The following is a 21,427-nucleotide window of genomic DNA, read 5'->3' as shown; positions in this document are numbered from 1 at the left end:
AAAACCCGCTCCGGCAAGATCATGCGCCGCATCCTGCGCAAGATCGCCGAAAACGACTACGGCGCCCTCGGCGACACCTCAACACTCGCCGACCCCTCCGTCGTCGATGACCTCATCAACAACAGAATGAACAAGGGGTAAGGGTCATGGATGGCACGCGTACACCCACAACCGCCCCGGTTCTTATCCTTCTCGGCCCTCCGGGCGCCGGGAAAGGCACACAGGCGCGGATGCTGGAAGAGCAGTTTGGCCTTGTCCAGCTCAGCACCGGTGACCTCTTGCGCGCTGCGGTGGCAGCAGGCACCGAGGCGGGCAAGCAGGCCAAGGCGGTCATGGAAGCCGGGGAGCTGGTGAGCGACGACATCGTTATCGCCATCCTGCGCGACCGTCTGGCCGAACCGGATTGCGCCAACGGCGTGATCCTCGACGGGTTCCCGCGCACCACGGTGCAGGCCGAAGCGCTCGATTCGCTGCTCGCAGAATCAGGTCAGAAAATCGACGCCGCGATCAGCCTCGATGTGGACGATGCGGCCATGGTCGAACGGATTTCCGGCCGGTTCACCTGCGGAAATTGCGGCGAAGGCTACCACGACACGTTCAAAGCGCCTACGACCAAAGGCGTATGCGACAAGTGCCAAGGCACTGATTTCAAACGAAGAGCGGATGACAATGCAGAAACCGTCGCGGCGCGACTTGATGCATATCATGCTCAAACATCTCCCTTGATTGCATTTTATCTCGCACAGGGCGCACTCGCCCGTGTGGATGCGATGGGAGCCATCAACGACATCGCGTCCGACCTGGGAGCGATCGTGAAGAAAGCCACCGCCTAGAGCGGCGGCTGTTCGCGGTCCACGAACGGGGCCGCAGACGAGGGACGCGCACATCCGGGTGGGTGTGTGCCAACGGAGGAAAAGGAGGAGCCGCAACATGGCGGACCAAACATCTCAAACAGCGCAAGCTGCCGAAAAGTCCGACGCGGGCTATTGGGCCGCAAACGTGCGCATCATCTTGATCAGCCTCGTGATCTGGGCGCTGGTCTCATTCGGGTTCGGCATCCTGCTACGCCCGATGCTGTCCGGCATCGCCGTCGGCGGTACCGATCTTGGCTTCTGGTTCGCCCAGCAAGGATCGATCCTCGTCTTCCTGGCGCTGATCTTTTTCTACGCCTGGCGGATGAACAAGCTCGATAAAGAATTCGGCGTCGAGGAATAACGGACATGGATCAGTTTACGATTAACCTGCTCTTTGTCGGCGCGTCCTTTGCGCTGTACATCGGCATCGCGATCTGGGCCCGCGCGGGCTCCACATCCGAATTCTACGCCGCCGGTCGCGGCGTTCACCCGGTCACCAACGGTATGGCGACAGCGGCGGACTGGATGTCCGCGGCCTCGTTCATCTCGATGGCTGGCCTCATCGCCTTTACCGGCTATGACAACTCGACCTTCCTGATGGGTTGGACGGGCGGTTACGTGCTTCTGGCACTTCTGCTTGCGCCGTACCTGCGGAAGTTCGGCAAGTACACGGTGTCGGAATTCATCGGCGACCGGTTCTACAGCCCCACAGCCCGTGTGGTTGCCGTGATCTGTCTGATCGTGGCGTCCACCACCTACGTGATCGGTCAGATGACCGGTGTGGGCGTTGCCTTCGGTCGCTTCCTTGAAGTGTCCAATACGACGGGTCTTCTGATCGGTGCCTGTGTGGTGTTCGCCTACGCGGTTTTCGGCGGCATGAAGGGTGTGACCTACACCCAGGTGGCGCAGTACTGCGTTCTGATCATGGCCTACACCATTCCGGCGGTCTTCATCTCGCTGCAACTGACGGGCAACCCGATCCCGGGTCTCGGCCTCTTCGGGTCTGTCGAAAGCGGTGAGCCGCTCTTGCAGAAGCTTGACCAGATCGTGGCGGAGCTTGGCTTCAACGAATACACGGCCCACCACGGTGACACGTTCAACATGGTGCTCTTCACCCTGTCGCTGATGATCGGTACTGCGGGTCTGCCGCACGTGATCATGCGCTTCTTCACCGTGCCGCGCGTGGCTGACGCCCGCTGGTCCGCTGGCTGGACGCTCGTGTTCATCGCCCTGCTCTACCTCACAGCTCCAGCTGTTGGTGCGATGGCGCGTCTGAACATCACCGAACAGTTCTGGCCGAACGGTGCTTCGGGTGAGCCTGTCTCCACCGAAACCATCGCAAGCGATCCGGCCTATGACTGGATGGCGACGTGGCAGCAAACCGGCCTTCTGGGCTGGGAAGACAAGAACGGTGACGGTCGTATCGCGTACTTCAACGACCGTGACGCAGAAACCGTGGCCATGATGGAAGCGGCTGGCTGGGGCTCGGAAAACGAGCTGACCAATTTCAACCGTGACATTCTTGTTCTGGCGAACCCCGAGATTGCCAACCTGCCGGGTTGGGTGATCGGTCTTGTGGCTGCCGGTGGTCTTGCTGCCGCGCTCTCAACAGCGGCGGGTCTGCTTCTTGCAATCTCCTCGGCGGTGTCCCACGACCTGATGAAGGGTCAGTTGACGCCGAATATCAGCGAAAAGGGCGAACTCCTGTCCGCGCGGATCGCGATGGCGGTGGCGATTGCCGTGGCAACGTATCTGGGTCTCAATCCTCCGGGCTTTGCGGCGCAAACGGTGGCCTTGGCCTTTGGTCTGGCGGCGGCCTCGATCTTCCCTGCACTGATGATGGGCATCTTCACGAAGGTGAACAACAAAGGTGCGGTTGCCGGTATGCTGGCTGGTCTGATCGTGACCCTGCTTTACATCTTCCTGCACAAGGGCTGGTTCTTCATCCCGGATACGAACAGCTTCACCGATGCTGATCCGCTCTTGGGTACTGTGAAGTCCACCTCCTTCGGTGCGATTGGCGCGATGATCAACTTCGCAGTTGCCTTCACCGTGTCGAAGATGACAGCCGCGATCCCGAAAGAGATCGAAGAGCTGGTGGAAAGCGTGCGTGTGCCGCGTGGCGCAGGCGCCGCTCAGGACCACTAAATGCAAGCGGTGCGCTGCCCCGGACGGGTGGCGCATCCTTTTCTAAACAGGTCCCGCGCCGGAAACTCTGGAGCGGGATCATTTATGTCTGAAGGTACGTCACCGGAATGAAACCGACGCCTGAAACGCTTCTGCAGTTTTTGTCTGCCATCCACCCCTACGACGCGATGGAGCAGGCTGCCCTCATGTCGATGATCGGAGCATTCGACATTCGCAGCTACGCCGATGGCGACATGGTGTACGCGCTCGGCGAGACGCTGGACGGGTTGTTTGTTGTCTTCGAGGGCAATGTCGAAATCCGGGATGAGCATGACGTACCGATCTCTCTTCTGGGGGTTCGGAATTCATTCGGCGAACGCGGCCTACTGCGCGAGGGGGTCAGCCTCACCTCGGCCCGTGCTGTAACCGAGACGATCCTGCTTGTTCTTCCGGCCAAACGCTTTCATCAGGCGCTTTCTGATGATCCGAATTTTCGCAAGTTCTTTGACCGCAGCCGCCTGGAGCGACCGCAGAAAGCCGACCTTGCGACCACGCGCGTCGAAGAGCTGATGGCGACAAAGCCGCTGACCTGTACGCCGGACACCGATGTGCAGACCGCTGCGAGGCTGATGCGGGACGCGCATGTGTCATCGATCTGCATTGCAGAGAACGACGCCCTGCGTGGCATCGCCACCGTGCGGGACCTGTCGGGCAAGGTTGTCGGCAACGGCCTGTCGTTCAGCACACCCATAAGTCAGATCATGACCCCGGACCCCGTCACCCTGCCCCCCTCCGCGATTGGATCGGACGTGCTTCACATGATGATGGAGCGCCGCATCGGTCATGTGCCGGTCGAACAGTCGGGCAAGCTCGTCGGGATCGTGACGCAAACGGATCTGACCCGCTTTCAGGCGGTCAGTTCCGCCGAGCTCGTGTCCGAGATCGCTTATGCCGACACGGCAGAAGAGATGGCCAAGGTGACCGCACGTATCCCGCAACTGCTGGCGCAGCTTGTGGCGGGCGGCAACCGGCACGAGGTCATCACCCGTCTGATCACCGACATCGCCGATACGGCGACACGGCGGCTCATCGCGCTGGCCGAACAGACCCTAGGTCCGGCGCCCGTACCCTACCTGTGGCTGGCCTGTGGCAGCCAGGGTCGGCAGGAGCAAACCGGCGTCAGCGATCAGGACAACTGCCTTTTCCTCGACGACAGCGTTCAGCCCGATCACCTCCCCTATTTCGAAGCGCTCGCCCGATTTGTCTGCGACGGGCTCGACACCTGCGGTTACGTCTACTGCCCCGGTGACATGATGGCGATCAATCCGCGTTGGCGTCAGCCGGTGCGGGTGTGGCGCGACTATTTCGCCGGTTGGATCAAAACGCCGAACCCCGAAGCGCAGATGCTGGCCAGCGTGATGTTCGATCTTCGGCCGATTGGCGGCGCTTTGAAGCTTTTCGAGGACTTGCAAGCCAATACGTTGAACGCGGCGGCGTCGAATTCGATCTTCGTGGCCCATATGGTGTCCAACTCGCTCAAACACACGCCGCCTCTGGGGTTGCTGAGGGGGTTCGCCACGATCCGATCAGGTGAACACAAGAACCAGATCGACCTGAAGCACAACGGCGTCGTCCCGGTGGTGGACCTCGCCCGCATCTATGCACTTCAGGGCAAGCTGACCGCTGTGAACACGGCTGCGCGGCTCGAAGCCGCTGTGGCCGCTGGCGTTCTGAGCCAATCCGGCGGTCAGGATCTGCGCGACGCCTACGATTTGATCGCGGAGACGCGGCTTGAACATCAGGCCGCACAGGTCCGCGCGGGCGAGACACCAAACAATTACTTGAGTCCCACGAACCTGTCGGACTTTGAGCGAAGTCATCTGAGGGATGCTTTCGTGGTGATAAAGTCCATGCAATCGGCAGTGGGACACGGGCGCGGCATGCTCAGTTAACGCTGCCGTTTGGGAGGAGGATACATGTTTCTGGAACTCATCGCGGTCATCGTCGCGGGCCTTGCGGGTGCGGGTGTGATGCTTGCCATCTCGAAACTGTCCGGCGGGCGCTTGCCGAAATGGATCATCCCGGTCGCGGCCGGGTTGGCGATGCTTGGCACCACGATCTCCAGCGAATACGGCTGGTTCGCCCGCACGTCGGGCAACTTGCCGGACGGTCTGGAAGTTGTGCAAACGGTTGAAAGTACCGCGATCTATCGGCCCTGGACGTACCTCTTCCCGTATGTCGACCGTTTCGTTGCCATCGATCAGGAAAATGTCCGCGCCAACAGTGAACAGTCGGATCTCTACCTGGCCGATCTCTATTTTTTTGGACGCTGGACCACCGTTCAATCGGTCGAGGTCATGGTGAATTGCCAGACCGGCCAACGCGCGGACCCGGCACTGGGTGATGACAGCCCACCGATCTGGCGCGACGTGCCAGAGGATGACCCCATCGTCAGCGGTGTCTGCCGCAGGAGTTAGGCCCATGCTCGCGAAACTCAGTCTGCGTTTGCGCATCTTCCTTTTCTTCTGTCTTCTGGGGCTTGGCGGATTGGCCTCTGTCGGGGTTTCGCTTTGGTTCGGTTATGCCCGGGCCATGGATACCACCGTCGCCAATGGTTTTACGTTCGCCGCCATCCTGTCGGCGTTCCTTGTGCTGGCGTTGACCGTTACGATCTGGCTTCTGTTCGATGAAAACGTCGCGAAACCGATCGAAAGGCTCGCGTCCGAGATGCGCACGCGGGCCCATGCCGGGGTCGACCGCGAGATGGACGCAAGCGCCGCGCGGTATCTGGGTGATCTGGCACCAGCGGCCTGCGCCGTGACCAAGCAACTGAACGAAACGGCCCTGAGCACGGCCCAGACGGTCGCCGCCGAGACCGCCCGCCTGAAGGCCGAGAAAGCACGGTTGACGGCCTTGCTGAGCGAGGTGCCGGTCGCCACGATCCTCGTCAATGCGGACGGCCAGATCGTGCTTTACGATGGGCAGGCTGCCGAAGTTCTCGCGCAACTTGGCGTTCCACGCCTCAACGCCCAGATAACCGAGTATTTTGAGGCCAGTTCCCTCGAAAAAGCGGTGGCAAACCTGCAGAAGACCGGCAAAGACGTCGCCTTCGAAGGGCGCTCGAACGACAAGGCGCAGAGTTTCGACGTCAAGCTCAAACCCATGGACGGCGGAGGTTACCTGATGGTGATCGACAGCCAGACACTCGACATCGCCCCGGATGCCGCCCGTCCCCTGGTCTACGATTTCGATCTGCTGGAGCGGCGTCAGACCGATGCCGAAGCAAAGCTGCAGGACCGTCCGATCCGGGACCTGTGCTTTTCTGTGTTCGATACGGAAACGACCGGCCTTCTGCCCCACAAGGATGACATCGTGCAATTGGGCGCGGTGCGCGTGTTGAACGGACGGATCATCGAAGGGGAACAGATCAACCAGCTTGTCGATCCCGGCCGTCCGATCCCGCCCGCATCCACAAAGGTCCACAAGGTGACGGATGCCATGGTTCAGGGCCAGCCGGATATCCGGGCGGTGGCGAAGCGGTTTCATGCCTTTTCGCGCGATGCGGTGATCGTGGCCCATAACGCACCGTTCGACATGGCGTTCTTGCATCGCCATGCAAAGGACTCCGGGGTGACGTGGGACCACCCGATCCTCGACACTGTGTTGCTGTCCGCGGTGCTGTTCGGGGCCAGTGAAACACACACGCTCGACGCGTTGTGTGAGCGGCTGAACGTGACTATTCCAACCGAGTTGCGGCACACGGCTCTGGGGGACGCGCAAGCCACTGCCGAGGTGCTGGTTCGGATGCTTCCCATGCTCGACGCGCGCGGTCTGAAAACATTCGGTCAGGTCATCGAGGAAACCCGCCGCCACGGCCGGCTGCTCGAAGACCTTAACTAAGCGGCACTTTCCGGCGCAGCGTACTCCGCGTGATTGCGACCACGGTGATAACCGTCAGCACCCAGAAGAACCACGTGATCGGCCCGCGCAAAAGGATGCTCGGGTCGCTACCCGACATCAGCATCGACTGGCGAAAGTTATCTTCCAGCAAGGGTCCGAGAATGAAGGCAATCAGGAACGGTGCGGCCGGGATACGGTTGCGCATCATGATGTAGCCGACCCAGCCCATCGCGAACATCACCCCCACGTCGAAGATGTTGTTGTTCACTGCGAACACGCCGTAGACGCAAAGGACAAGCACGGCTGGCATCAGCAGACGCTTCGGCACGTCGGCAACGAACTTGAACCCACGGATCGCCACGGAGCCGACGATCAGAAGGAAAACCGAACTGACGATCAGTCCGATGAACAGCCCGTAAATGATATCGACATTGAGGATGAACATCATCGGACCCGGCTGCAGCCCGTGCACCATGAACGCGCCGATGATAATCGCGGTGATCACGTCGCCGGGCACACCCAGCGCCAGAAGCGGGATCAGCGTCGCGCCTGCAACACCGTTGTTTCCGGCCTCAGAGGCCGCAACGCCCTCGATCTCGCCCTTGCCGAAATTCTCCTTGTTCTTGGACGTTCGCCGCGCTTCGGAATAGCTGAGGAAGGCCGAAGGAGCCGCTCCGATACCGGGGATAGACCCAAGGAAAACGCCGATCATGCTGCCTCGGATGATGCTCTTGAAACAGCTCAGGTAGTCGGCCAGCGTCACCCGGGATTTGCCCAAGGCGCGCGTTTTGCCTAAGTGCGCCACCGGGTTCCACGCCATCGCGATGATCTCGGGGATCGCGAAAAGACCGATCAGCACGGCGATGAAGTTGAGGCCCCCCATCATGTTCGGATCGCCGAAGGTAAAGCGATTGGTCCCGTAGACGAGGTCCAGACCGACCGTGGCCAGCAACAACCCGGCTAAAGCCGACAGCGCACCGCGCAAAAGGCTTTCGCCCGACACACCCGCAATGATGGTCAGCGAAAAGAGGATCAGGGCGAAGAACTCGGGCGGCCCGAAGTTGAGGGCGAAAGACGCAAGCCAGCCCGCGAAGAGGATCAGCGCGAGGTTCGACACCGCATCGGCGGTACAGGACGCGTACAGCGCCATACCCAGGGCGCGCCCGGCCTCCCCCCGCTCTGCCATCGGATAGCCATCGAGGATGGTGGCGGAAGAGGCAGGCGTACCCGGTGTTTTGATCAGGATCGCGGGAATTGATCCGCCGAAAATGCCACCCTTGTAGACCCCCAAGAGCAACAGAATGCCGTTTATCGGCGTCATCGAAAACGTGAAGGGCAGCGTCAATGCCACCGCCATCGTCGCCGACAGGCCCGGAATCGCGCCGCCGATCACGCCGATGACGAGCCCGCAGAACAGCATGAAGAAGGCTTCGACGTTGCCGACCAGTGAAAGGCCGGCGGCAAGACTGTCCATCAGGCTCATGGCAGCCTCACAAAATTACCCTGCGGGACAGCAACGCCCGCCACATGCGCGAAGAACGCGTACAGAAGAAGCGGCACAATCACCGCGCAGACCAGTGCAAGATACGGGTGGCGGGTTCGAAACAGGAACGCGCACGCAACAAAGGCGATCATTGATGTCCAGACCATTCCGAGCCGGGGAAGACCGTACATCATCAACGCCATGATGCTTGCAAGCGCCGCCAACCGCAGCCACGGCGCAAGACCGGGCCCGATATCGGGCTCATCCGAGTGGTCCTGCGCGGACAGATCGCTGAAAAATGAAGTCGCCAAAAATCCCACGCCCACGATGCCTGTCAAACCAGAGAGGACGTAGGGCCAAAACGTCGGAGCCAGCACGATATTGCTGACGTTAGAGGGCGAAAAAACGAAGGTCGGAATGGCGTAGAACGTCAAAAACGCTGCGCCCAGTACCGTGGCAATACCGATCCGCAAATGCAGGGATTTGGTGGTCATGCTCGCTCCGATAGGACACGCGCCGGAGTCCAGGACCCCGGCGCGGAATTGGTCATCACATCATAAGGTCTAGCCTTCGATGCGCATCCCCAAATTGTCTACTAGTGCGCGGAAGACGTTGTATTGGCCCTGAATGAATTCGTTCGCCTCGACCGGACCCATGAGTTCGATCACCGACCCACGCGCTTCCATGGCCGAGCGGAATTCTTCGTCCGCTGTTGCGGTTGCCATCCACTCTTCCCACTTGGCCGCGACATCGTCCGGCAAACCGGCAGGACCCGCGATGCCGGTCCAACCGACAAGCTGGTTCAGCCCCGGCTGGCCCAACTCGTTCACGGTCGGCGCGTCAAAGCCAACCACCGGCTCCTCAGTTGTGACCAGAAGCGGGCGCAGCTGGTTGTTGGCAACAAAGCTCGCCAGCGACGACGAGTTCGTGCAGACAAGATCGGCCGTCCCGTTCAGAACCGCTGTGATCGCAGCGCCACCGCCCTGCTGCGGGATGTGTGTCGCGGTGTTGTTCGCGTCTTCAAGACCAAACGCGTCCAGCACCATCACAGCCCCCAGGTGAGGACCCGAGCCAACGCCCGATGACGCAAAGCTGAGGCCCTCGCCGTTCGCCTTCGCCATCAGATCATCCATCGACATGATGTCCGAGTTCACGTTCACGGTGCAGGCGAACGGGTTGATCTCGTAGACGTTTACAAAGCGGAAATCGTCCAGCGTATATGGCAGTGTGGCCTTCATCGCCGGGTTCACCGAGTGTGAACCGACCCGCGCGAAAAGCATGGTGTAGCCATCCGGCGCCGCGTTCTGAACCGCGACCGATCCAGTTGCGCCGCCCGCTCCTGTCACGTTGGCCATGACAAGCGCTTGACCGACCGCTTCTCCCAAAGGTTCTGCGATGGTCCGTGCGGAGATATCCGTCGCACCGCCGGCACCGTACGGAATGATCATGTTGATTGGCCGTTCCGGGTATTCCGCCATCGCGGCGCCCGCCATCACACCCACCCCGAGCGCGATCACTGAACCAAGTGTCCTCAGTTTCATACTTTCCTCCCATGTGATTTTCGGCCCCGTGCGGGCTCTTGACTTACGTTAACCTTAAGTAGAGCTTTGACGAAGAAATAAAGTTTTACAAGTTCTGTAAGCAGAAACTGCAATCCACCCCATGTCCATTCGGTTGTTGAAAACACTGGTCGCCGTGGCGGACCACAAAACCTTCAGCGCGGCTGCGGACGCGGTGTTCATCACCCATGCGGCCGTGAGTCAGCAGATGCGCACGCTGGAAACCGAATTGGGGATCGCGCTTTTCGACAGAAGCCGCCGGACGCCTGAACTGACACCGCTGGGCCGTGCCGTGGTTGCGCGTGCGCGCAAACTGGTCGACGACTACGACACGCTTGTCCCATCTGTTTTGGGTGACGACGGCTTTTCGGGCGAGATTGTGCTCGGGGCCGTTCCGACCACGCTGACCGGGCTCGCGCCATTGGGAATGCGGATCTTGCGCGCAAAATACGCTGATCTGCACGTCCGGATTCATCCCGCGCTCACCTCGGCGCTGATGTCGAGCCTCGATCGCGGCACGCTTGATGTCGCGCTGATCTCGAAACCGGTTCTTCTACCGCCCGGCATGTCCTATCTCAGGGTCGCCGAAGAACCGCTACACCTTATAACGGCAGAAGAGATCGACGTATCGGATCCGATCAAGGTATTGGAAACAAATCCGTTTATCCGCTTCAATCGCGATGCGGTCGTCGGCACGCAGATCGAAACCTGGCTGCAGGAAAACAACGTCCGCGTCAGCGAAACGATGGAGCTTGAGAACCTCGAGGCGATCTCAAGCATGGTGCACGCCAACCTTGGGGTGTCGATCGTGCCGACACCCTGCGTTGTCACAAAATATGCCATTCCGATCCGCCGGTTGCCCTTGGGCCAGAACGCCCCGTCGCGGGAGCTTGTGCTGCTTTACCACAAGGAACACCCGAAAATCCGTGTGATCGAAGAGGTGCACAAAGCCCTCCTGAACGCGATTGCCGCCAATGCGCCGTCCGAGGCCGACGCCTCATGACGTTCGATTCCGTTCTGTACATCCTGATGGGTGCGGTCGCCGCAGGTTTCATCAATGGATTAGCTGGCTTCGGTACAGCACTGTTTGCGCTTGGATTTCTTCTTGCCGTTCTTGAGCCCGTAAGCGCTGTTGCGGTGGTGACCCTGCTATCTGTAATCACCGGATTTCAGGGCCTGTGGGAGGTCCGCCGCGCGCTGACCCGCAATGTGCCGCGCCTGATGCGGTTCATCGTGCCCGGCCTCTTGGGCGTGCCGCTTGGCATCACTTTGCTTGCTCATATCAACGCTGATACACTTAAGCTCGTGATCGCGGCGTTCCTGATCGTCTATGGCGGGTTCTTCAGCTTCCGTGCCAACCTTCCGAAATTCGAACGGCGCACGCCGGTTCTTGACGCTGGCGTGGGTCTCACCGGAGGCGTGCTTGGCGGCATGGCGTCGCTTTCGGGTGCCTTGCCGATGATCTGGTGCTCCATGCGTCCTTGGCCGAAGGCGGAAACGCGCGCCGTTCTTCAACCCTTCAACATGAGCGTTCTGGCGGCCACGTCTCTCATGCTCTGGTGGCGCGGAGCCTATGACGGCCCGACCGTCACGGCCTTTCTGATCGCGCTTCCGGCATCTCTTCTTTCGGCTCAAATCGGTATTTTGGTTTTCCGGCGCATTACCGACAACACGTTCCGCCGCCTTCTGATCGGCCTGTCTTTTGTTCTCGGTCTTGGCATCCTTCTGCGCACACTGATCTGACCGACACCACACGAGGAAAATCACGCATGCTCAAGCTTTACTTTGCAAAAGGCAGTTCGGCACTGGCCTCTCATCTGCTGCTCGAAGAGGTCGGTGCAGACTACACAGCGCACGAAATCTCGATCCAGTCCGGTGCGCATAAGGAAGGCGCGTATCGCGCTATCAATCCGAAGATGCGGGTGCCGGCCTTGGAGACGGCAGAGGGCATCATCACCGAAAACCCCGCGATCCTGAACTACGTGGCGGCGACGCATCCCGCCTCGGGCGTGCTTCCGGACACTTCCTTTGGACGGGCACAGGCCGACGCGTTCAACGCATATCTGTGCGCCACGATGCATGTTGCCTTTGCCCACAAACTGCGCGGAGCACGTTGGGCCGACACCGAACAGGCGCGTGAGGACATGGCGGCGAAGGTTCCCGCCAACCTCAGGGACTGTGCGCAGTTGATCGAGGCACATTACCTCAAAGGCCCGTGGATCCTCGGCGACCAGTACACGACCTGCGATGCGTACATGATCCTCGTGCCGCAGTGGTTGTCCAAGGCCGGCGTTGATATCAACGAATTCCCGAAACTCGCTGCGCACCGGGACGCCCTGATGTCCCGCCCTGCGACCCAAACCGTGATGGCGGCGCATGACCTCTGACGTCAGGTGAGTGTCGGCGCGGGCATTCCCTTGATCGCCACATTCACACAGGCAGGCTTGCCAGAGGCGACGGCGTCATCCAACGCAGAGGGCAGATCCGACAGGTCAGTGACATACGCCCCAAAGCCGCCAAGTGCCTCGACAGCCTGATCGTAGCGCGCTCCGCTCAGGGTACAGCCGTGCGCACGCTCGGGGCCAAAATCGCGCAGCTGGATTTGGTGTTCGGCGTTCCAGCTTTGATCGTTGCCGATCACTGCGACGAAAGGCAGGTCTTCCCGCACAGCGGTTTCGAATTCAGGCAGATGAAATCCAACGGTGCCGTCCCCCATCAGCGCAAACACCGTGGCGTTCGGATCGGCGGCGCGCGCCGCCATGGCGTAGCACAGCCCGCCCCCAATCGCTCCGGACACCCCATTGACGATGCGCCGAGGGGCCGAGATGCCCGCCTGCGCCCATTGCCCGAACTCACCGCCATCGCAGATGAGCACCGGCGATGATGCCTTGGCGATATGCGCGTTGATGCTTTTGCACAGCGCATCGGGGAGGATCGCGTCCTCCGATGGCGCCAAGGCGACCCGTTGTGACGTCTGCTTTGCCACAAAGGCGCGCCACTCGGATCGATGAGCTGGTTCGGTCGATGCACGGGCCAGATGCCGTGCTGTCTCGACAGGGGATTGATGCAAGGCCATATCCAACCGCTTGCCGACATTTCGCTTTGCCCGCGCGACCTCGGCCTTGTCGCCAGACACGATGGCCCAGGACGCGGCGGGTGCGGCAGTTCCGAACTGCACCGTGAAATCGAGCGGTTTGCCCAGCAGCAGCACCTGATCTGCCCGGTCAAAGATCGACGCAAGATTGCCCAGCGCCGGATCGTTCAACCCGCGCGGGCTTTCCATCACGATCACGGGCGCGTCCAACGCATCGGCCAACTGCTCCCGCAAGCCAGGCTGTCGCGTCTCGGACAAGGCCGGCCCCAACACAATCACCGGGGAGCTTGCCCCGCGCAGCCACGCCTGAATCTCGGCCACGGCAATCGGCGCGTCTTGCGGCGCGTCATCTCCCGTGATGGCATCCGCCGCTGTCGTCAGAACGTCAGCGGGCAAAGAGACATGCACGGGGCCGGGCCGCCCCGATTGCGCGATACGGGCCGCTTTTCGGATCACGGCTCCGACGTCTTCGGCGCGGTTCGGGCGCGTTGACCACTTGGTCAAGGATTGCGTCAGCGCAACCTGATCCATTTCCTGAAACGCCCCCTGCCCAACCTTCCCGACGGGACTGTCCCCGCTCAGCAAGAGCACCGGCGTATCTGAGGCCTTTGCGGTAAGAAGCGGACCGATGGCGTTGCCCAATCCCGCGCCTGCCGTGACAAGCGCGACCCCAAGCCCGCCGGCAAGCTGGGCGTAGCCTTCGGCCATGTAGACCGCCGCCGCCTCGTGCCGCGTGTGGTAGAGACGTATGCCGGCCTCCAGACTGGCATCGAACAAGGGCATGATCTGATTGCCGGAAAGCGCAAAGATGTCCCGGACACCAAGCTCGGCCAGTGTCCGCATCACGTGGTCCGCGCCACGCATCACGCAGGGATGTCCGAAACGTGCACCTCGACGCGATGGACAGAGTTGTTTCCGAATCCCGCCGCATCGAACCGGCTTTGCATCGGCTGGGTGTTGCCTTCCGCGTCCGTGGCACGGCAGATGAGGTGATGAACTCCCGGTGTGGCCGCCCACTCAACCTGCCAATGCGTCCAAGCGTACCGGCTTTTGGGGCGCGTCAGGTCGGCCTCCTGCCATACGCCATCAAGAAAGACCTCCACGCTCTCGATTGGAACTCCGCCCCCGGACCACGCCCGACCCTCCAGCGTCACGGGTCCGGCCACAAGCCACCGCTTGCGCGTTACCCAATCCGGAACTCCCGGCGGCTTGATGAGCGATTTGACCAGAATACGTGTGATCGGCGTCCCCGCTTCATCGCTGCGTTGCCGGTAGTGATACCCGTGCTTTTGCTGGTAGCCATCGAACCGTTCGGTCAGCGCCGTGATCGACGTCAGCCATTTGACGCTCGCCATCCCGTACCATCCGGGCACAATGATCCGAAGCGGCGCACCGTGTTGAGGCAAAAGCGGTTGGCCATTCATTCCCCAGACCAGCATCACCTCCAGATCGGCGATCTGATCCGGCGTCAAGCTGCGCGCGAAGCTGTGCGCATGGCCTTTATCGAACCCGAAATCAGCCCCGGTGAAGACGAAATCCTGCACATGTTCACGCGGCCTGGCCCGCTCCAGCAAAGGCGCGAGCGGCGTGCCCATCCATTCGGAGGTGCCGACCGCCTCGTACATCCACGGCATCAAATGGCTGCGCGGGCTGACCCCTTCGCGCCCGTTGCCGGCACATTCCAGTGTCACCCGTTCCGTGACCTGCGGCAGCGCGCGGATGTCTTGCATGCTCAAGGTCAGAGGCGCATCGAACGCACCGTCCAGAAGGAGGCGATGATCGTTCTCGTCGATCAGCGGTACGTCGAAATGATTGAGCAGGTAGTGCAGACCGACAGGTGTGACGTCGAGAGACAGCGTTTCGAGGAGAATGCCGGAGTTCCGGTTCGCCAGCGCGACTTCCTCGCGCGAGAAGACGCCATCCCGCGTCTCAGGTCGCGGGTATCCGGGTTGGAACGGACTCGCTTCCATGGGTCACCCGATCACTTCGTCAGACCGGTCGTCGCTTTCGCCATAGCGCTTCAGCACCGCCGGTTTCGTGCCTTCGTAGACCCGTTCGATGTTTTCCGCGATCTTCGCGTTTTCCCGTTCGAACAAGCAATTCCCTTCCAGGTCTGATGCCACGATGAACGGTCCCATCCGTTTGCATCTGATGACCCACATCGCCTGTGCAAGACCGAGTTCCTCGTTCCAGTGCACGGCCTCCACATTTTCCACGCCGCGCCCCAGAAGCGCACCCGTGCCATATCCCACGGTCGACAAATAGACTGCGCCGTTCGGGACGAAGTAAGACTTGTAGTCTTTCGAAGACATGCCGCCCTTGCCAATGATGAGCTTCGCGCCGGTCTTGTCCATCCATTCGGGCAGCCATTTGGCAAATCGGAAGGAGGCCGTGGCCGTCACAGCGCCCATCTCGAACGAGCCGTCCGGGTTGATCCGCGCGGCGGGGGAGCAGTGAAAGTTGGCCGCGCTTTCGCTCGGCAATTCCATGGGAATATTGGCTTTTTCCTCCAGAGCGCGCATGTAGACGCCCTCACGCGCCGTGTACATCAGACCGTTGAGGTAGACGATATCGCCCAGCCGCAACTCCGCAATGGCCTCGGAAGTGGGTGTGGTCGACAAGACGATCTCACGCGGCTTCATTGGCCATCCCTCCCGAAAACCGCCTTCGAAATCGCGTAAACCGAGATTTTCAAAAGCCCTTGCCCACTCATTCCGCCGCCTCGCGCACCGGTTCCCACTCCACGGTGTCGCGGCGCTGGTAGTCGGTGAACCAGTCCGGATCGGTCCGGTATTCGACCCGCCCGTCCGGCCAGACACGCGCCACCGCGCGGCGAGAGGACAGGCAAAAGGCGTGCACCGACATAGGCATCCCGCCGGTGTGGCAGTAGCCCACCTCGATATTGCAATCGATCACCATGTTCTTGCCGACAAAGCCCATCGCGCCCATGCCGATGGAGTTGCCCAGTTCCTTGAACTCGTCCTCCATTTCGGCAATGCGGGGGTCCGAATTGCGGCTGCCCACCGTGCGCAGCACCGCCGCCCGTTTGCCCAGCACCATGCAGGTGTCCTTCGACCCGCCAAGGCCGATCCCGATGATCGCCGGCTGACAGGCGAGGCCACGCTTGCCAAACGCCATGAGGCTGTCGAGGTAGAACCGCTTGATCCCCTGAATGCCGTCGCTCGGAAAGAGCATCCGGTAATCCGTACCAAAGAGGCCACCCTTGTGTACGGTGATGAGGTCGATCCAATCGCCTTCCGGCTCGAACCCGTACTCGATCTCAGGCGCATTGATGCCCACGTTGTTGTCGTGGTCGGTGCGCCAGAGCGGATGAACGCGGTTTGGTCGCAGCGGCACGCCGTTGGTGGCATTCGCCGTTGCCCGGCGGAGCGCGGTTTCAAGCGCGACCATCCCGCCTTCTATCCGTGCCTCGTTGCCCATCTTGATGAACCAGCGCGGCACGCCGGTGTCCCCGCACATCGCACGTCGGTCTTCCTTAGCCGCTTCGTAATTGTCGAGCATGGCCTTCAGGACAAAACTCGACAGATCGCCGTCCTCGGTCTTCGCCGCCTGCTGCAGTCCGTCGAGATAATCCTGCGGGATCTCGATCGCCGCCTTGTCCATCAACGTCTCGGCGGTTTTCTGGATGAGGTCGATCGGGATCATTGCGCCGCCACCAGTGTATCTGGTTCGCCGTCAGGCAGGATCGTCTCACCCGGTTTGACAATGGTGAACTTCACGTCCTCGCGCGTCACTTCGACCGTATCGCCCTTTTGCTGTGCGACAGTGAAATAGCTGTCGATCATCGCCCCCGGCTCGGGGAAGTCCTCGCGGTAATGCGCACCGCGCGAATTATTCCGTGCCAGCGCGGCTTTGGTGATCACCTCGGAAATATCGCAAAGCGAGCGCATGTTGAGCCAGTCGTGCCAGGTCAAGTTAAAGGCAAGACTGTCCGCGGCCACACCGACCTCCATCAGTTCCTCCGAGATCTCGGCGATCCGCTTCAGCCCGTGGTTCAGCCCGGCTTCGGTCCGCATCACGCCGACATCATCCCACATCGCCTCCTGCAACTGCTTGCGCAGAGGCAAGACCAGTGCGGGGTCTCGTGTCAGCGGATGGCAGGCGCGGGTCAGTTCGGCCTCGAGCACCGTCTCATCCGGATCGCGCAACGCACCCATGCCGCGGATATCGGCACCCATCACATCCCCCGCGATGCCGCCATAGACAGTTGAGTTCGCAACTCCGTTCCCGCCCAGACGGTTCGATCCGTGCGCGCCGCCGGCATCCTCACCGGCGACATAGAGTCCTTCCATCGCCGTGCGCGTGTCCACGTCCACGACCACGCCGCCCATGAAGTAATGCGCGGTCGGCACCACCTCGACCAGCCCCCCGGCCAGATCGAACCCGCAATCGGCGCAGCGCTTGACCATGCCCTTGAATTTCTTCACGACGTTCTCCGGCCCCAGATGCGCCATCGAGATGAAGACGCCTTCCTGGTCGGGATTGTTGTTCTTGCGCATCTCGGCATAGATGCCGCGGCTCACCACGTCGCGCGTCGCGCGTTCGCCCTTGGCATCGTAGTCGAACATGAACCGCTGGCCCGCGTGGTTGACCAACTGCCCGCCAGCACCGCGCAGGCCTTCCTCGAGCACTGTTCCGGTCATCCGCGTGTGATCGCCCGCCAAGAGGCCCGTCGGATGGAATTGCACCATCTCCATGTCGCGCAGCGGCAGACCGGCGCGCAGCGCCATCGCCAGCCCATCCATTGTCTTGTCGCCCGAGGGCGTGTGGTACTTGTACATCGTCGGGCCGCCGCCCGTCGCCATCAGCACTGTCTTGGCGCGCACAAACCGGAACTTGCCGGTGCGCATGTCGATCATGAGCACACCGGCCAACGCCGAGCCGTCTTTCGTCGGGATCAGCCCAATCGCACGGTGTTCCTGCAGCTTTTCGACCGGGCGCGAGAGCACCTGCTCCATCAGCCGGTTGATGATCTCGATACCAGTCAGGTCACCCTTGTGCACCGTACGGTCCGCCGTTTGCCCGGCAAAGGCTTTCTGGTGCAAAGACCCGTCGGCGTTGCGGTCGAAGAAACAGCCGATCTCGTTTTCCAACTCGCGGATGCGCACCACCGCCTGTTCACACAACCGCCACGCCATGTCCTGATCGGGCAGCCATTTGCCACCCTCGATCGTATCCATGAAATGCCGCTCAACACTGTCTCCGTTGCCCAGAGCCACATTGTAGCCGCCCTGCACCATGCGCGTGCAGCCGCATTTGCCGATCAGGCCCTTGACCGCGATGGTCACCTTCGTGCCTTCGGGCGCGGTCTGCATTGCGTGCAGAGCGGCGAACATGCCCGCCCCGCCCGTGCCGAGGATCAGGATGTCGGTATCGTGGCGGTCGATGTCGCACGTGCTGAACATATCAAATCGCCTGTAGAAAGAACGTGCCGGACACGAAAAGCGACCCGGCCACCGCCGCCGCCGCCCATGTCTTTTGCGGTGCGGTCCACGGCAGCCACTCCATCGCTAAAAGCCGCAACCCCCCGAAAAGATGCACCGCCAGCAGGAAGACCAACCCGAACTCGGCCAGCTTGACCAACGGCATCTCGGTCAGCGTCAGAAAACTGTCGAGCCGCGCGGCATCGGTCAGCGCCAACGAGAGGACCCAGAAATGCAGCGGCAGGAACAGTGCCAGTGCGATGCCCGACACGCGGTGCAGGATGTAGGCCAGCCACAGCGGATGCGCGCGCGCGACTTTCATGCCGTCACCGCCCAGACCGCGTTGGCCCCCATGGCGAACAGAACAAGGCCGATCCCCCATGATATTACGCTCAACGCTACGCCCTTCAGTCCCGCCCATTCGAACAGGATTACTCGCAACCCAATGGCCGCGTGGATCGAGACGGCGACAACGAAAATTCCGTAGAACAGGAACCAGAACAGTGATCCTTGGGTACGCCCCAGGATTTCCGCCGCCGTCAACCCGCCCTGGATCGCGTAGATCATCACCCCGATATGAACGATCACGAACGGGGCCATGACCAAGGCACTCAGCCGTTGCGCCATGTAAAGCCGCATGTCGAGCATCAGCCGCGCCTCCCGAAGAACCGCCGCGTCGTGGCGCGCTTCAGTCCGGCGATGGCGGACAGCGGGTCGAGTTCGTTCGGACAGTAGGCCGTGCAGGACCCCATCGAATGGCAGTTGTGGCACCCGCCCTTCCCCGACACGGCGTCCAGAATCGCATCACGATCCGCATCCTTGGCGTCGTTGTACAGGGTCCACGCCCGCTGCAGCGCCGCCGGGCCAAGGTAGTCCGGATTGCCGGTAACAGTGTCGCAGGCGGAGTAGCAGATCGAGCAGTTGATGCACTCGATCCCGGCACTGGCAGCTTGCCGTTCCTCCGCCTGCGGGTCCACGGGCGCGATCTCCTCCTCTCGCGTCCGTGTCGGATGGTGCTTCCCCTCGGCAGCCACCCATTTGTCGAAAAATGGGTCCATGTCCGCGGCAAGGTCCTTGATGACCGGCAGATTGCGCAGCGGTGCGATGTTGATTTTGTTGCCGTCAAGAACCTTGCTGACATGCGTCCGGCAGGTCCAGCGTGGCACTCCGTTCACCATCATTGCGCAGGACCCGCACATGCCGACCCGGCAGGCGAAGCGATAGGTCAGCGTCGGGTCCGCGTTCTGCTGGATCCAAGACACCACGTCGAGCACTGTCTGATTGTCATACGCGGGCACATCGAACGTCTCGGTGCGCGTCGGCGTATCGGCCGATCCGCGTTGCACCGTCACGTTCATGACTGACCCGTGTTCTGCCACGTGCATTCCCACCGCTTGGTCTCGGAAGTCCCCACGCGCACAGTAACGGTCAGCATTGATAACCAAAAGCCAAATTTTCTTATGGGTTCTGATATTTCTTCTTACAAAAAGAAAAGCGGCCTGTCGCTAAACAGGCCGCTTCCAATTCGTTCAAACGGTTACGCCGCTTGTCGCGACCGGGACCGGCGGCGTCCGCGGCTCTTGCTTTTCGGCTTCTGTCCCTCGGGTCGCGCCGCCTGCGCGGGCCCACGTCCGCGACCACGCGGTTGCGGTTTTCGGGCGACTGGATCGGTCGGCGGTTCGCCACTGCCCACCGGGATGGCGATTTTCATGAGCTTTTCGATCTGTCGCAAGAGATCTGCCTCGTCCGGCGTACAGAAGGCAATCGCCTCCCCCTCACGTCCGGCGCGGGCTGTGCGTCCGATGCGGTGCACGTAGTTGTCTGGCACATCGGGCAGATCATAGTTGATCACGTATTCCACGCCGGGAATGTCGATACCTCGCGCGGCAACATCGGTCGCCACAAGAACGGTGATCGTACCGTCCCGGAATGCCTTGATCGCGCGGTCGCGCTGACCCTGGCTCTTGTTGCCGTGGATCGACGCGGCGTTGAATCCATCGGCGACAAGCCCCTTCATCAGCTTTTCCGCACCGTGTTTCGTGCGGGAAAAGACCAATGTGAGCGCATCCATATCCTTGGACAGGATCTCGCGCAGTTTGACCTGCTTGTCCGCCTTGTTTCCCAGAAAGTGCACAGACTGCGTGATCTTGTCCGCCGCCTTGCCCGGAGGTGAAACCTGCACTTTTTTCGGGTTGGTGAGGTAGGCTCTGCTCAACTCCTCCATCTGTTTCGGCATCGTTGCCGAAAACAGCATGGTCTGGCGGGGCGTGCCAAGCTTGGGCGCGATCCGGCGCAAAGCGTGAATGAAGCCCATGTCGAGCATCTGATCCGCTTCGTCGAGCACCAGATGCCGCACCTGACCCAGATCGACGGCGCGCCGATCCATCAGGTCGATCAAGCGCCCAGGCGTCGCGACAAGAACATCCGTTCCGCGCTGAAGCTGGTGGATTTGTTTATTGATGGACTGCCCGCCGACCACGACGGTCACGCGCAGCTTGGTCTTTTGCGTCATCGCTCGAAGGTTCTCTGCGATCTGGTTTACCAGTTCACGCGTCGGTGCAAGGATAAGCGCTTTGGCCGTCTTCGCCGCCGGTCGCTCGGGCATGTCGAGAAGATGAGAGATCAATGGCAAGCCAAAGGCGAGCGTTTTTCCGGTTCCGGTTTGTGCCAGCCCCAGAATATCGTGCCCCTCGGTAGCAAGCGGAATGGCTTGCGACTGGATCGGGGTCGGAGATGTCAGGCCGGCCTCTTTCAGCGCGGCGTTTAGTTCGGGCCTCAGGCCCAGTGTGTCAAAGTCAGACAAAATTATCCTTTTCGTCCACGCACCCGTCCGGCACGCAGAATTGTCAGTGCCGCAAAGCCTGCGGCCGTCGAGGGTCTCGCAGCGCCATTTGACCGAACGGGATCATCCCGGATCGGGTGGCAGTGCGTCAGGAACCCTGCGTGATGGGGAACTGAAATCGTTT

21 protein-coding genes are annotated in these 21,427 nt (G+C 61.2%); 9 read left to right on the top strand and 12 right to left on the bottom strand.

What is annotated here, in order from left to right:
• The first annotated feature begins 146 nt into the window (after positions 1-146).
• From BUA42_RS05620 to BUA42_RS05595, 6 genes are all read left to right on the top strand, one after another.
• A complete protein-coding gene (locus BUA42_RS05620; protein ID WP_072776648.1) occupies positions 147-833 on the top strand; it encodes an adenylate kinase in 687 nt (228 codons plus the stop codon).
• 97 nt (positions 834-930) lie between these two features.
• The gene (locus tag BUA42_RS05615; protein ID WP_072776647.1) at positions 931-1,215 is read left to right on the top strand and encodes a DUF4212 domain-containing protein; all 285 of its coding nucleotides are present in this window, start codon (positions 931-933) and stop codon (positions 1,213-1,215) included.
• A gap of 5 nt (positions 1,216-1,220) precedes the next feature.
• A complete protein-coding gene (locus BUA42_RS05610; RefSeq protein ID WP_072776646.1) occupies positions 1,221-3,002 on the top strand; it encodes a sodium:solute symporter family protein in 1,782 nt (593 codons plus the stop codon).
• A 107-nt stretch (positions 3,003-3,109) separates the two neighbouring features.
• A complete protein-coding gene (locus BUA42_RS05605; RefSeq protein ID WP_072776645.1) occupies positions 3,110-4,933 on the top strand; it encodes a putative nucleotidyltransferase substrate binding domain-containing protein in 1,824 nt (607 codons plus the stop codon).
• 24 nt (positions 4,934-4,957) lie between these two features.
• Positions 4,958-5,458, top strand: coding sequence for a hypothetical protein (locus BUA42_RS05600; protein ID WP_072776644.1), 501 nt, complete (start codon positions 4,958-4,960; stop codon positions 5,456-5,458).
• 4 nt (positions 5,459-5,462) lie between these two features.
• Positions 5,463-6,881 (top strand): 3'-5' exonuclease, encoded by a 1,419-nt coding sequence (locus tag BUA42_RS05595; RefSeq protein ID WP_072776643.1) that lies wholly within the window; start codon positions 5,463-5,465, stop codon positions 6,879-6,881.
• On the opposite strand, the gene BUA42_RS05590 is transcribed toward BUA42_RS05595, so the two are convergent.
• From BUA42_RS05590 to BUA42_RS05580, 3 genes are all read right to left on the bottom strand, one after another.
• The gene (locus tag BUA42_RS05590; RefSeq protein ID WP_072776642.1) at positions 6,874-8,364 is read right to left on the bottom strand and encodes a tripartite tricarboxylate transporter permease; all 1,491 of its coding nucleotides are present in this window, start codon (positions 8,362-8,364) and stop codon (positions 6,874-6,876) included. The genes BUA42_RS05595 and BUA42_RS05590 overlap by 8 nt on opposite strands.
• Complete coding sequence (locus BUA42_RS05585; RefSeq protein WP_072776641.1) at positions 8,361-8,858, bottom strand: tripartite tricarboxylate transporter TctB family protein; 498 nt, start codon at positions 8,856-8,858, stop codon at positions 8,361-8,363. Before BUA42_RS05585 ends, BUA42_RS05590 begins: the two co-directional genes overlap by 4 nt.
• A gap of 69 nt (positions 8,859-8,927) precedes the next feature.
• Positions 8,928-9,905, bottom strand: coding sequence for a Bug family tripartite tricarboxylate transporter substrate binding protein (locus tag BUA42_RS05580; RefSeq protein ID WP_072776640.1), 978 nt, complete (start codon positions 9,903-9,905; stop codon positions 8,928-8,930).
• A 121-nt stretch (positions 9,906-10,026) separates the two neighbouring features.
• Between BUA42_RS05580 and BUA42_RS05575 the strand changes: the two genes are divergently transcribed.
• Genes BUA42_RS05575 through BUA42_RS05565 form a run of 3 tightly spaced genes read left to right on the top strand, consistent with a single transcriptional unit; the run spans position 10,027 to position 12,310 of the window.
• Entirely contained in the window at positions 10,027-10,926 is a 900-nt protein-coding gene (locus BUA42_RS05575; RefSeq protein ID WP_072776639.1) for a LysR family transcriptional regulator, read from the top strand.
• Positions 10,923-11,666 carry a sulfite exporter TauE/SafE family protein gene (locus BUA42_RS05570; protein WP_072776638.1) on the top strand — a complete coding sequence of 248 codons (744 nt, stop codon included), beginning with the start codon at positions 10,923-10,925 and terminating at the stop codon, positions 11,664-11,666. The genes BUA42_RS05575 and BUA42_RS05570 overlap by 4 nt, the downstream gene beginning before the upstream one ends.
• A gap of 26 nt (positions 11,667-11,692) precedes the next feature.
• Complete coding sequence (locus BUA42_RS05565; RefSeq protein WP_072776637.1) at positions 11,693-12,310, top strand: glutathione S-transferase family protein; 618 nt, start codon at positions 11,693-11,695, stop codon at positions 12,308-12,310.
• 2 nt (positions 12,311-12,312) lie between these two features.
• On the opposite strand, the gene BUA42_RS05560 is transcribed toward BUA42_RS05565, so the two are convergent.
• The 9 genes from BUA42_RS05560 to BUA42_RS05520 form a co-directional block, all read right to left on the bottom strand.
• Positions 12,313-13,881, bottom strand: a complete 1,569-nt coding sequence (locus BUA42_RS05560; protein WP_072776636.1) for a thiamine pyrophosphate-binding protein — start codon at positions 13,879-13,881, stop codon at positions 12,313-12,315.
• Entirely contained in the window at positions 13,881-14,987 is a 1,107-nt protein-coding gene (locus BUA42_RS05555) for a sulfite oxidase (RefSeq protein WP_072776635.1), read from the bottom strand. The genes BUA42_RS05560 and BUA42_RS05555 overlap by 1 nt, the downstream gene beginning before the upstream one ends.
• Positions 14,988-14,990: 3 nt before the next feature.
• Complete coding sequence (locus BUA42_RS05550; RefSeq protein ID WP_072776634.1) at positions 14,991-15,659, bottom strand: fumarate hydratase C-terminal domain-containing protein; 669 nt, start codon at positions 15,657-15,659, stop codon at positions 14,991-14,993.
• Between the two features lie 67 nt (positions 15,660-15,726).
• Positions 15,727-16,683 carry a fumarate hydratase gene (locus BUA42_RS05545; protein WP_072776633.1) on the bottom strand — a complete coding sequence of 319 codons (957 nt, stop codon included), beginning with the start codon at positions 16,681-16,683 and terminating at the stop codon, positions 15,727-15,729.
• Positions 16,680-18,443, bottom strand: coding sequence for an L-aspartate oxidase (locus BUA42_RS05540; RefSeq protein WP_072776632.1), 1,764 nt, complete (start codon positions 18,441-18,443; stop codon positions 16,680-16,682). The genes BUA42_RS05545 and BUA42_RS05540 overlap by 4 nt, the downstream gene beginning before the upstream one ends.
• A gap of 1 nt (position 18,444) precedes the next feature.
• Positions 18,445-18,783, bottom strand: a complete 339-nt coding sequence (gene sdhC / locus BUA42_RS05535) for a succinate dehydrogenase, cytochrome b556 subunit (protein WP_072776631.1) — start codon at positions 18,781-18,783, stop codon at positions 18,445-18,447.
• The gene (locus BUA42_RS05530) at positions 18,780-19,109 is read right to left on the bottom strand and encodes a succinate dehydrogenase/fumarate reductase transmembrane subunit (protein WP_072776630.1); all 330 of its coding nucleotides are present in this window, start codon (positions 19,107-19,109) and stop codon (positions 18,780-18,782) included. Before BUA42_RS05530 ends, sdhC begins: the two co-directional genes overlap by 4 nt.
• Entirely contained in the window at positions 19,109-19,846 is a 738-nt protein-coding gene (locus BUA42_RS05525; protein WP_084066116.1) for a succinate dehydrogenase/fumarate reductase iron-sulfur subunit, read from the bottom strand. The genes BUA42_RS05530 and BUA42_RS05525 overlap by 1 nt, the downstream gene beginning before the upstream one ends.
• A gap of 152 nt (positions 19,847-19,998) precedes the next feature.
• Positions 19,999-21,264 carry a DEAD/DEAH box helicase gene (locus tag BUA42_RS05520; RefSeq protein WP_072776628.1) on the bottom strand — a complete coding sequence of 422 codons (1,266 nt, stop codon included), beginning with the start codon at positions 21,262-21,264 and terminating at the stop codon, positions 19,999-20,001.
• Positions 21,265-21,427 lie beyond the last annotated feature (163 nt).

Source organism: Marivita hallyeonensis (assembly GCF_900129875.1).
Classification (GTDB): Bacteria; Pseudomonadota; Alphaproteobacteria; order Rhodobacterales; family Rhodobacteraceae; genus Marivita; species Marivita hallyeonensis.
This window is presented reverse-complemented; position numbering and strand designations above follow the sequence as displayed.

Excerpts from the sequence above, each read along its gene's own strand:
- BUA42_RS05620 (WP_072776648.1), top strand. The coding sequence starts at position 147 with ATGGATGGCACGCGTACACCCACAACCGCCCCGGTTCTTATCCTTCTC.
- BUA42_RS05615 (WP_072776647.1), top strand. The coding sequence starts at position 931 with ATGGCGGACCAAACATCTCAAACAGCGCAAGCTGCCGAAAAGTCCGAC.
- BUA42_RS05610 (WP_072776646.1), top strand. The coding sequence starts at position 1,221 with ATGGATCAGTTTACGATTAACCTGCTCTTTGTCGGCGCGTCCTTTGCG.
- BUA42_RS05605 (WP_072776645.1), top strand. The coding sequence starts at position 3,110 with ATGAAACCGACGCCTGAAACGCTTCTGCAGTTTTTGTCTGCCATCCAC.
- BUA42_RS05600 (WP_072776644.1), top strand. The coding sequence starts at position 4,958 with ATGTTTCTGGAACTCATCGCGGTCATCGTCGCGGGCCTTGCGGGTGCG.
- BUA42_RS05595 (WP_072776643.1), top strand. The coding sequence starts at position 5,463 with ATGCTCGCGAAACTCAGTCTGCGTTTGCGCATCTTCCTTTTCTTCTGT.
- BUA42_RS05590 (WP_072776642.1), bottom strand. The coding sequence starts at position 8,364 with ATGAGCCTGATGGACAGTCTTGCCGCCGGCCTTTCACTGGTCGGCAAC.
- BUA42_RS05585 (WP_072776641.1), bottom strand. The coding sequence starts at position 8,858 with ATGACCACCAAATCCCTGCATTTGCGGATCGGTATTGCCACGGTACTG.
- BUA42_RS05580 (WP_072776640.1), bottom strand. The coding sequence starts at position 9,905 with ATGAAACTGAGGACACTTGGTTCAGTGATCGCGCTCGGGGTGGGTGTG.
- BUA42_RS05575 (WP_072776639.1), top strand. The coding sequence starts at position 10,027 with ATGTCCATTCGGTTGTTGAAAACACTGGTCGCCGTGGCGGACCACAAA.
- BUA42_RS05570 (WP_072776638.1), top strand. The coding sequence starts at position 10,923 with ATGACGTTCGATTCCGTTCTGTACATCCTGATGGGTGCGGTCGCCGCA.
- BUA42_RS05565 (WP_072776637.1), top strand. The coding sequence starts at position 11,693 with ATGCTCAAGCTTTACTTTGCAAAAGGCAGTTCGGCACTGGCCTCTCAT.
- BUA42_RS05560 (WP_072776636.1), bottom strand. The coding sequence starts at position 13,881 with ATGCGTGGCGCGGACCACGTGATGCGGACACTGGCCGAGCTTGGTGTC.
- BUA42_RS05555 (WP_072776635.1), bottom strand. The coding sequence starts at position 14,987 with ATGGAAGCGAGTCCGTTCCAACCCGGATACCCGCGACCTGAGACGCGG.
- BUA42_RS05550 (WP_072776634.1), bottom strand. The coding sequence starts at position 15,659 with ATGAAGCCGCGTGAGATCGTCTTGTCGACCACACCCACTTCCGAGGCC.
- BUA42_RS05545 (WP_072776633.1), bottom strand. The coding sequence starts at position 16,683 with ATGATCCCGATCGACCTCATCCAGAAAACCGCCGAGACGTTGATGGAC.
- BUA42_RS05540 (WP_072776632.1), bottom strand. The coding sequence starts at position 18,443 with ATGTTCAGCACGTGCGACATCGACCGCCACGATACCGACATCCTGATC.
- sdhC (WP_072776631.1), bottom strand. The coding sequence starts at position 18,783 with ATGAAAGTCGCGCGCGCGCATCCGCTGTGGCTGGCCTACATCCTGCAC.
- BUA42_RS05530 (WP_072776630.1), bottom strand. The coding sequence starts at position 19,109 with ATGCTCGACATGCGGCTTTACATGGCGCAACGGCTGAGTGCCTTGGTC.
- BUA42_RS05525 (WP_084066116.1), bottom strand. The coding sequence starts at position 19,846 with ATGCACGTGGCAGAACACGGGTCAGTCATGAACGTGACGGTGCAACGC.